Consider the following 10,212-nt stretch of genomic DNA (forward strand, 5'->3'; position numbering starts at 1 on the left):
GTCGGCAGCGTCAGATGTGTATAAGAGACAGCCACTAGGTAGCGATAACCCGGTGGGAGCCGACCCTGTCGGCGATGCTCTCGATCAGCGCGGCGAGCAGAAGCAGTAAGCGTAGACCTGAGGCTTACCGGCTTCCGCCGTGCGGAACAGCGCCCATTCCGGCGCCAGGCGCGGTAGCTGGGCGACCCACGAGGGCAAGCGCAAGCCCCACGACATCGCCACGCGGGCCTCGGAACTGTCGCCGATGCTGGTGAGGAAGCGTTCGAACGCGCCCATCGGTTTTTCCGCATAGCGCACGCTGAAGTCCTTGCCGAGGTTCGCCTGCTGCGCGGCATCGCGGATGGCATCGTCGAGGCTGCCCATGCGGTCGACGAGGCCGCGCTCGAGCGCCTGCTGGCCGGTCCAGACACGGCCCTGCGCGATCGCGTCGATGGCGGCGAAATCCTTGCCGCGCGCCTTCGCCACATTGCCGACGAAGTCGCGATAACCCTTGTCGATGATGCTCTGGATGAGCACGCCGACGTTGGGGTCGAGCGGGCGGGTCATGTCGAAGGCGCCGGCGAGCGGACCGGTGGCGACGCCGTCGCTCTTCACGCCGATCTTGGCGAGGGTATCGGGCACGGTGAAGAACATGCCGAAGATGCCGATGGAACCGGTGATGGTGTTCGGCTCGGCATAGATCCGATTCGCGTTCATCGAGATCCAGTAGCCGCCGCTGGCCGCCACGTCACCCATCGAGACCACGACCGGAATGCCGGCTTCACGGGTGAGTTCGACCTCGCGGCGGATCTGCTCCGCCGCGTAGACCTCGCCACCCGGCGAGTTCACCCGCAGCACGAGCGCACGCGTGCGGCGATCGTTGCGCACCGCGCGGATCAACGCGGCGGTGGAATCGCCGCCGATCGTGCCTTGCGCCTGTTTGCCGCCGGTGATCTCGCCCTCGGCGACGACCACCGCCACGCCGGGACCGGTCTGCAGCATGTCGACGCTGGACAGGCCGCGATCGGCGAGGTAACCACCAAGATCGACCTGGCGGAAACCCTGGTCCTTCTTCCCGGCGGGCACGCCTTCCTTGCGCAGCATCTGCGTGAACTGTTGCTCGGTGGCGATGCCGTCCGCCAGCTTTTCCTCCACCGCCAGCTCGGCGAGGCTGCCCTTCGCGTCGCGCACGCGCTCGGCGAGGCCATCCACGTCGGCCCGCAGCGCGGTGGGATCGAGGTGGCGCATCGTCGCCACCTCGTCGATCCAGGTGGTCCACAGCCCACCCAGCCAGAACGCGTCGGCTTCCTTCGATTCGGGCGACGCGTGGTCGAGGATGAAGGGCTCGGCCGCGCTCTTGAACTGGCCCACGCGGAAAAGATGTACCTGCACACCGAGGCGGTCGAGCATGTCCTTGTAGAACAGGCGGTAGTTCGCGAGCCCCGTGGCCATCACGCCGCCCTGCGGGTCGAGGTAGACCTTGTCGGCGTGAGCGGCAAGGTAGTACTGGCCCTGGTCGAGACTGGCCGCCCAGGTGAGCACCGGCTTGCCCGTGGCGCGGAAGCGATCGAGCGCGGCGCCCACTTCGCGCAAGGCGGCAAAACCGCCGGCCTGCAGCTTGTCGGGCCGGAGCACGATGCGGCTGACACGATCGTCCTTGGCGGCCGAGTCGATGGCGCGGACGAGGTCGCGCACCTGCACCTGCTTCACGCCATCGCCGGACATCCGGTTCACGGCGCGCGAGAACGCGTCGGCGCTGTACTGCTCCACCAACGCCCCTTCCGGCGCCAGCACCAGCACGGTCTTGTCGTCGATCCGGCTCGCCCGTCCGCCGACGAACAGCAGCAGGAGGAACACCGCCAGCAGGCCGAAGAAGATCACGTTGATGATCACCAGCCGGGTGACGTTGATGCCACGGCCGAGGCCACGCATGAATCGGCCGAATCCTCCACCGCGGCGCGGCGGCGGGACCGGCTGGGGGCGGCCCGGCAGGGGCGGCGGCACGGTGTCGTAGCGATCCGGCATCTAAGCGGTTTCCTCAATGATTGTGCGCAGCGTAGCGCGTCGGTGCGTTGGCATCACGTGTGGAATGGCATGGGCTTCGCGATGTCGGGATCGTCGCGCCAGCGGCCCTTCGCGCTGCTCCGCCAGAACCGCGCGAAAAGCAGGATAGCCGCCATGCTGAGACCGGCGATCAAGCCCATCCACATGCCACGCGCGCCCAGGCCATGGCCGAAGGCCAGCCACCATCCGATCGGCATGCCGACGATCCAATAGGCGAACAAGGTGATGCCCATGGGCACGCGGGTGTCCTTGAGGCCGCGCAGCGCGCCGTTCGAGGCCACCTGGATGCCATCGGAAAACTGGAAGAAGCCCGCCAGGATGAGCAACTGCGACGCGGTGGCGATCACCGCCGCGTCGTGGGTGTACAGGCTGGCGATCGCCGCCGGGAAAAGCAACATCGTGCCGGAGGCGACGAGCTGGGTGACCAGGACCAGCGCGATGCCGGAAAGGCCGGCATAACGCACGCCCGCCACGTCGCGCCGCCCGGCCGCGTTGCCGACGCGGACGGTGATCGCCATCGACAGCCCCAGCGGGATCATGAAGGCCACCGAGGCGACGTTCAGCGCCACGTGGTGGCTCGCGGTGACCGTCTCGCCCAGGCGGCCGATCAGCAGCGCGACCGCGACGAACAATCCCGCCTCCATCAGCAGGGTCACCGCCATCGGCAGGCCGACATGCAGGAGCTGGGCGATCTGCCGGCGGTCCGGCCGCGCCATGCGCCCGCGCAGGTTGAGGTCGCGGTAGTTGCGGTGTTTCAGCACATAGATGGCGAAGCCGAGCATTTCCAGCCAGAGCACGATCGCGGTCGCGATGCCGCTGCCGCGCGCGCCCATCACCGGGAAGCCGAGCTTGCCGTACATCAGCACGTAACCCAGCGGCGCGAGCACGACGAGCCCGCCGAAGCTGAAATACATCGACGGACGTGGCATCGACAGGCCTTCGGAAAGCCCGCGCAACGCGAAATAGGTGGTCAGTGCCGGCGCCGCGAAGCAGATGGCATGGAGGAAGGCCTCGACATCGGCGCGCATGGATTCCACGACGCCGAACAGCACCATCAGTGGGGAAGCGTGCCAGACACCGATACCCAGCAGCACGCCGAGGCCCCAGGCGATGTACAGGGCCTGGTGGAATACCGGCCCCACCTCGGCGCGGCGGCCCGCGCCATCGAGCTGCGCGACGGTGGGCGGCACCGCCATCATCGTGCCGATGCCGGTCACGATGGCCAGCACCCAGATGTTCGCGCCGGTCACGACCGAGGCTTGCGTGTGCGCGCTCTGGTGGCCCGCGAGCACGGCGTCGACGACATTGGTGCCGATGGCGGAGAGTTGGGCGACGATCATCGGCAAGGCCAGCCTGACGGTGGCTCCGATCTCACGCCGCGCGCGTGCGCGGTCGATGGACATGGGAAAAGTGGCGAAAGGTGGCCGCCCATTGTAGCTGTTGCCGTGCCATCATCCGAATTCGCAAGGGGAAAACTCGAGGAACCTGGGAATGAACGAACTGAAGCCGTCGCTCGGTCTGATGTGCGCCAACTGCGGCGCTGAGCTGAAAGGCGAGTTCTGTCACGCATGCGGCCAGTCCATCAAGAGCGTCATCCGGCCTGTCTCGCACATGCTCGAAGACGCCGGCGACCTGTTCTTCCACCTCGACGAGCGCATCGTCCACACGCTGCCGCCCCTGTACACGAAGCCGGGTTTCCTCACCCTCGAGTACTTCGCCGGTCGCCGCGTCCGCTATATCGCGCCGTTCCGCCTGATGTTCGTGTTCTGCCTGCTGGCCTTCTTCTTCGTCCACCTGGCGATCAGCGACACGCATATCGGCGGGGCGGACAACGGCGCGGCGGCGAGCGACGATATCGCCGCGTTCCAGCAGGCGGCCACGCCAGAGCGGGTGCGCGAACTCTATCGGGAGCAAAACCGGGATCTGATCGAGGCGATGGAGGCACCCGGCCTCCCGGCCGCGGCAAGGCCAGGCCTCGAAGTCGCCCGCGACCTGGTTCGGGAGGCGGCGAATCGCCGTCTGGTGGAACTGAAAGCCGAGCCGATCGCCGCGGACCCCGCGGAAGTCGCAGGTTCCACCCAGGCCCCGGGCGATAAACGCCCGCGGGCCGGAGGCTGGCTCAGTCGACCGACCGTCGTCGACATCGCCTGGCTGCCTGACGCGGTGACGCGCCGCCTCGCCGTGGGCATCGCGCACCTGAAAGCGAACATCGTGCAGATCCAGGCGGGTGGGCCGCAAAAGGAAGAGGCCGTGCGCCGGATGATCGAGGGCTTCTTCTCGGTGATCCCGCAGACCCTGCTCGTGATGATCCCGGTGTTCGCGCTGATCCTGAAGCTCTTCTACGCGTTCCGCCGCCGGCTCTACATGGAACACATCATCGTGGCCCTGCACAGCCATGCCTTCCTGTTCATTTCCCTGCTCGGCCTGATGATCCTGGGCTTCGCCAAGGAGGCCATCCGTCCGCACGCGGCCTTCGCCGGATCGGTCATCTCCCTGGTCCAGGCGGCGATGTGGGTATGGATGCCGATCTACCTCCTGCTGATGCAGAAACGGGTGTACCGACAGGGTTGGCCGATGACCCTGCTGAAGTACTGGCTGATAGGCAGCGTCTATTTCTGGCTGGTCCTGTTCGCCCTTTCGGTGGCCGCCCTCATCGCTGCGGCGCACTAGGATTTCTTCCTAGGAGCGGGCGGTTGTGCACAGGGCAGGAGATGCCTTCGCGTTTGTCAAGGCTCGATGGACAAGTAGTGAAGGCTTGCCGGGACCCGATTCGTAAGTCAATGAATTAGAAATATATTTCAGCTTGGTTAAAATGTACCCAAGCTAACCCCAATGGCTCAACCATGCGCCTTGGATGGGCCCCATCCGAAGCTCATCCACAGAGTTATCCACAGGAGTTGTGGATAACATGGAAAGCGTTCTCGGGGCGGGCACTTAGCTCCTGTTCCTCTTTCGGGGGATGTCATTCTTAGGCAAACCCATGTGTGGATGGTCAATCATTGACCAGCAAAATCGGCATATGCCATTAAACTAGGCCTCGCATGACCGCCGTCCTCCGCGTCGCCCTTCCCGTCCCCCTGCTGACCCTGTTCGACTACCTGCCCCCCACGGCGGGTGAAGCGAAGGCCGGTTCGCGCGTGCGCGTTCCCTTCGGACGCGGCGAGATGGTCGGCGTGGTGGTCGATCCGGCCGCCGAGGCCTCGGTGGGCGCCAAGCGCTTGAAGCGCGCCAGCGAGGTGCTCGACCCCTACCCCCTGCTCGACGCCGAATTGCTCGCGACGCTGGCCTGGGCCGCCGACTACTGGGCGGGTGCTCCGGGCGAGGCCTTCGCCAACGCCCTGCCCCTGGCCCTGCGCGAACCCCGCCCGCTGCCGGCCACGGGGCGGGAGGTGTGGGCGCTGACCACGCAGGGTCGCAGCGCGCGCGACGCGAAGAGCCGCAAGGGCGGCTCGGCCAGCCTGCTGGAAGCGCTCTACGAGGGACCACGCGCCGCCGACGAACTCGCTTTCGCCCTGCCGGCATGGCGCGCCGCCGCGAGGCGCCTGGTCGAGGCAGGACTCATCGAGAAGCTCGAACTCGAGGAAGCCTCGCTTCCCGCCCGGCCGGCTCCCGGCCCGGCGCTGAGCGAGGAACAGGCCGCCGCCGTCGCCGCCATCGGGGAGGGCTTCGGCGGTTTCCAGCCTTACCTGCTCGATGGCGTCACCGGCAGCGGCAAGACCGAGGTGTATCTCGCCCTCATCGAGCGCGCCTTGGCCGACGGCAAGCAGACGCTGCTGCTGGTGCCCGAGATCGGGCTCGCGCCGCAAACCGTGCGCCGCCTGCGCGAGCGGCTGGGCGTGGCGGTGGAGGTGCTCCATTCCAACCTGGCCGAGGGCGAACGCGCCCGCGCCTGGCTGCGCGCCCGCGACGGCACGGCGCGGGTCGTGCTCGGGACACGCTCGGCGGTATTCACGCCGCTCCCGAACGCCGGCCTGATCATCGTCGACGAGGAACACGACGCCTCCTACAAGCAGCAGGAGGGATTCCGGTACCACGCCCGCGACCTCGCACTGGTTCGCGCACGGGCGCTGGACGTGCCGGTGGTCCTGGGCTCGGCCACGCCATCGCTGGAAAGCCTCGGCAACGTGGAGGCGGGACGCTACCGCCGCCTCGTGTTGAGGGGGCGCCCGGGCGCGTCCCACCCCACCCGCGTGCGGATCGTCGACATGCGCGCGCAGCGACTGGACCATGGCTTGTCGCCGACGCTCGTGCACGCCGTGGCCGAGACGGTCGCTCGCGGCGAGCAGGCCCTCGTGTTCCGCAACCGCCGCGGCTACGCGCCGGTGCTGCTCTGCCACGATTGCGGCTGGCACGCCGACTGTCCGCGCTGCGAACGGCCGATGACCCTGCACGCGGGACGGCGCCGCCTGGTCTGCCACCACTGCGACAACATCATGCCGGTACCCGCGGCCTGCCCGGCCTGCGGCTCGGCCAACCTCAGCCCCCAGGGCCAGGGCACCGAACGCCTGGAGGAAGCCCTCGTCGAGCGGTTCCCGGACATACCGGTGGTCCGCATCGATCGCGAGACCACGCGCCGGCGAGAGGCCTTCGGCGACATCCTCGATGGCCTGCGCGAGGACAAGCCGGCGATCCTGGTCGGCACCCAGATGCTGGCCAAAGGCCACGACCTGCCCAATCTCACGCTCGTCGCCATCGTCGGCGTCGACGAAGGCCTGCACAGCGTCGATTTTCGCGCCGGGGAGCGACTTGCCCAGCTCGTCGTCCAGGTGGCCGGTCGCGCAGGACGGGCCAGCAAGCCGGGCAGCGTCCTCCTGCAGACCCACCACCCCGACCACGCCATGCTTCATGGCCTGCTCCGTGGTGGTTATCCCGCCGTGGCCGCCACCTTGCTCGAGGAACGCCGGTTGCTCGAACTGCCGCCTTACGCGCACCAGGTGCTGCTGCGTGCCGATGCGCTGGGCCGCGCCGAGGTCGACGATTTCCTCGCCCAGGCGCACGCGGCCATCGGCGCTCCCGGCGACCTGCGCATCGCCGGCCCCATGCCCGCGCCCATGCCGCTGCGCGCGGGGCGGCACCGGGGGCAACTGCTGGTGGAGGCGGGATCGCGCGCGCGCCTCCACGGCTTCCTGAGGCCGTGGCAGCACGCCCTCGCCGGCCTGCCGGCGGCGCGCAAGGTGCGCTGGTCGCTGGACGTGGACCCGATCGATCTCTATTGAGCGAGCGGCGCCTGTGCCCTGCTGCGCTTGATTCGCACCGGGCGCGCTCACACATCATGTGGATATCGCTGAACCGATACCTTCGGATGCCTACATTTGCGAGGCGATCGGCGCGACAATGAAAGTCTTAACCAGGTAACGGGACCCCGAACGTGACCACTCAGCTCGAGCAACTCCGCAAGATCACCACCGTCGTGGCCGACACCGGCGACATCACCGCGATCGCCAAGTACAAACCGGAAGACGCGACCACCAATCCGTCGTTGCTGCTGAAAGCCGCCGGCATTCCCGCTTATTCGGGCTACATCGACGAAGCCGTGCAGTGGGCCAAGGGCCAGGGCAACAGCCGCGACCAGCAGCTGGTCGACGCCAGCGACCGCCTGGCCGTGCTGGTGGGACGGGAGATCCTCAAGATCGTCCCGGGCCGCGTTTCCACCGAAGTGGACGCACGCCTCTCCTTCGACACGAAGGCGTCGATCGACAAGGCCAAGCGCCTTATCGGCTTCTATGAAGAGATCGGCATCGACAAGAAGCGCATCCTGATCAAGCTCGCCTCCACGTGGGAAGGCATCCGCGCCGCGGAGCAGCTGCAGAAGGATGGCATCGACTGCAACCTGACCCTGCTCTTCAGCTTCGAGCAGGCGGTGGCCTGTGCCGAGGCCGGCGTATTCCTGATCTCGCCCTTCGTGGGCCGCATCTTCGACTGGTACGTCGCCAACACCGACAAGAAGACCTATGCGCCGGCGGAAGATCCGGGCGTGCAGTCGGTCCGCCGCATCTACGACTGGTACAAGCTGCATGGCTACGAGACCGTGGTGATGGGCGCCAGCTTCCGCAATATCGGCCAGATCCAGGCGCTCGCCGGCTGCGACCGCCTGACCATCTCGCCGGAATTGCTCAAGGAACTGGACGAGAACACCAGCGACCTGCCGGTCGCCCTGAAGGACAGCGGCCGCCGCGAGGATCGCCCGGCGAAGATCGACGAGGCCAAGTTCCGCTGGGGCCACAACGAGAACGCGATGGCCACCGACAAGCTCGCCGAAGGCATCCGCAAGTTCGCCGCCGACCAGCGCAAGCTGGAAGAGCTGCTGGGCGCGAAGCTCTAGAGCGACGTACCACCCGCGATACACGAAGGGGCCGCAAGGCCCCTTTTTCATGATGGGTCTTTCATGAACCTGCCTTGGTCGGAGCCCACTTGGAGCCCGCTTCTGGTGGGAGCCGACCCTGTCGGCGATGGGTGCTAGCCATAACCTGGCCCGCTGCCGCGGGATCGCCGACAAGGTCGGCTCCCACCGTGCTGCCTCGACCTGGCCCGCTGCCGCGGGATCGCCGACAGAGTCGGCTCCCACCATGCTTGCCTTAACCTGGCCCGCTGCCGCGGGATCGCCGACTGGGTCGGCTCCTACCTAGCCGTTGCTCCAGCCGCCGCCCAGCGCCCGGATCAGCTGCACGCTGGCGCGAAGCTGGCGGGTTTCCAGGTCGATCACGCTGCGCCGCGCGTCGAGCGCATCGGTCTGGGCCTGGACGACATCGAGGTAACCCACGGCGCCTTCGCGATACCGGTTGAGCGACAGGTCCACGGACCGCTGCGCCGCATCCGCGGCCGCTCGCTGATCCGTGAGCGCCGCACCCAGGTCGCGCAGCAGGGTGAGGTTGTCCTCGACCTGGGCGAAGGCGTTGAGCACCACGCCACGGTATTGCGCACCCGCTTCCTCGGTCGCCGCCTTGGCCGCATCCACGCCGGCCTTGCGGCGGCCGCCGTCGAACACGCTGAGGAACAACGTCGGGCCGATCGACCAGAATCGATTCGGTGCGGTGGCGATGCTGCCCCACGCGCTGCTCTGCCAGCCACCCTGCGCGTCGAGCGTCAGCTGCGGGAAGAACGCGGAACGAGCGATGCCCACGCGCGCGTTCGCGGCGGCCGTGCGCCGCTCGGCCGCCGCGATGTCCGGGCGCCGCTGCAGGATCAGCGAAGGCACTTCGAGGGGTATCGTGGGAACGCGCACGGCGTCGTCATCCGTCGCCAGCGTGAATGTCGAAGCGGATTCGCCAACCAGCACCGCGATCGCGTGCTGCACCAGTCCGCGTTGCGCCTGCGCCTGCGTCAACTGCGATTTCGCGTTCGACAACTGCGTCTGTGCACGCGCCACGTCCAGGCCCGACGCGATACCGCCGTCGTGGCGCGAGCGGGTCAGCTCGAGGGCACGGGTGAACGCCTCGATACTTTCGCTGAGAACCTTGATCTGGCGGTCGAAGCCGTTGAGCTGGAGATAGCTGTCGGCCAGCTGCGCCTGGAGGCTCAACTGCACGGAGGCGAGATCCGCCGCCGATGCGGCCTGCTCGGCGGTGCCGGCGGCGACGCTATCGCGTACCCGACCCCACAGGTCCACCTCGTAGTCGAGCTGGGCACCGATCGTGTACGAGTTGTAGAAGGCGGGCGACGTGGCGCCGCGCAAGGGCCGCGTGTCGGACTCACGGTTGCGCGTGGCGTTGCCGTTCAATCCGATCTGCGGGAAGAGGCCCGCGCGCACTTGCCGGGTGAACGCTTCCGATTGCTCGTAATGCGCGAGCGCCGCCGCCAGCGTCGCATTGTTCGCGACCAGCTTCGCCTGCAGCGCGTCGAGCCGGGGATCGCCGTAGAGCTTCCACCAGCCATTCCTGTCGATATGATCGGCCGGCTTCGCCTCCGTCCAAGGGGTGTCCGCGTTCGCGTACTGCTCCGCCACCGGCACATCGGGCGCCTTGTAGGCAGGTGCGAGCGAACACGCCGACAGGCCGAGCGACATCAGAACGGCGGTCGCGACGCCGGCACCTGCCCAGCTCCGGTGGGGGCCGCCCCTGTGGGCGGTGGGGGCTTGCCGTAACCAGGCCCCCGGCCGCGGGGTAGCCCCCAAGGTGGGCGGCCCCAAAAGGGGTTTAGTGTGGATAACCCCCCCCCATCCCACCCCGCCCC

General features: G+C 67.8%; 6 protein-coding genes. 3 read left to right on the top strand and 3 right to left on the bottom strand.

Annotated features, from left to right (window positions below; all coding sequences use genetic code 11):
• Nucleotides 1-84: 84 nt before the first annotated feature.
• Complete coding sequence (gene sppA / locus ACR9ZJ_RS17490) at nucleotides 85-2,004, bottom strand: signal peptide peptidase SppA (protein WP_481281745.1); 1,920 nt, start codon at nucleotides 2,002-2,004, stop codon at nucleotides 85-87.
• A 53-nt stretch (nucleotides 2,005-2,057) separates the two neighbouring features.
• Nucleotides 2,058-3,446, bottom strand: coding sequence for an MATE family efflux transporter (locus tag ACR9ZJ_RS17495; protein ID WP_481281746.1), 1,389 nt, complete (start codon nucleotides 3,444-3,446; stop codon nucleotides 2,058-2,060).
• A gap of 88 nt (nucleotides 3,447-3,534) precedes the next feature.
• Here ACR9ZJ_RS17495 and ACR9ZJ_RS17500 point away from each other — a divergent pair, with 88 nt between their 5' ends.
• The 3 genes from ACR9ZJ_RS17500 (at nucleotide 3,535) to tal (ending at nucleotide 8,365) form a co-directional block, all read left to right on the top strand.
• On the top strand, nucleotides 3,535-4,713 hold the full coding sequence (locus ACR9ZJ_RS17500) for a DUF3667 domain-containing protein (RefSeq protein WP_481288481.1): 1,179 nt from the start codon (nucleotides 3,535-3,537) through the stop codon (nucleotides 4,711-4,713).
• A 371-nt stretch (nucleotides 4,714-5,084) separates the two neighbouring features.
• Nucleotides 5,085-7,259 carry a primosomal protein N' gene (locus tag ACR9ZJ_RS17505; RefSeq protein ID WP_481288482.1) on the top strand — a complete coding sequence of 725 codons (2,175 nt, stop codon included), beginning with the start codon at nucleotides 5,085-5,087 and terminating at the stop codon, nucleotides 7,257-7,259.
• A 152-nt stretch (nucleotides 7,260-7,411) separates the two neighbouring features.
• Nucleotides 7,412-8,365, top strand: a complete 954-nt coding sequence (gene tal, locus ACR9ZJ_RS17510; protein WP_481281749.1) for a transaldolase — start codon at nucleotides 7,412-7,414, stop codon at nucleotides 8,363-8,365.
• Between the two features lie 300 nt (nucleotides 8,366-8,665).
• Here the strand turns inward: tal and ACR9ZJ_RS17515 are convergent, their stop codons facing one another.
• Nucleotides 8,666-10,045 (bottom strand): efflux transporter outer membrane subunit, encoded by a 1,380-nt coding sequence (locus ACR9ZJ_RS17515; protein WP_481288483.1) that lies wholly within the window; start codon nucleotides 10,043-10,045, stop codon nucleotides 8,666-8,668.
• Between the last annotated feature and the right edge of the window lie 167 nt (nucleotides 10,046-10,212).

It is taken from the genome of Luteibacter sp. KNZ12-1A, from assembly GCF_056755675.1.

What these genes read in the sequence shown, in the direction of transcription:
- sppA (WP_481281745.1), bottom strand. Translation starts at nt 2,004, where the DNA reads ATGCCGGATCGCTACGACACCGTGCCGCCGCCCCTGCCGGGCCGCCCC.
- ACR9ZJ_RS17495 (WP_481281746.1), bottom strand. Translation starts at nt 3,446, where the DNA reads ATGTCCATCGACCGCGCACGCGCGCGGCGTGAGATCGGAGCCACCGTC.
- ACR9ZJ_RS17500 (WP_481288481.1), top strand. Translation starts at nt 3,535, where the DNA reads ATGAACGAACTGAAGCCGTCGCTCGGTCTGATGTGCGCCAACTGCGGC.
- ACR9ZJ_RS17505 (WP_481288482.1), top strand. Translation starts at nt 5,085, where the DNA reads ATGACCGCCGTCCTCCGCGTCGCCCTTCCCGTCCCCCTGCTGACCCTG.
- ACR9ZJ_RS17515 (WP_481288483.1), bottom strand. Translation starts at nt 10,045, where the DNA reads ATGTCGCTCGGCCTGTCGGCGTGTTCGCTCGCACCTGCCTACAAGGCG.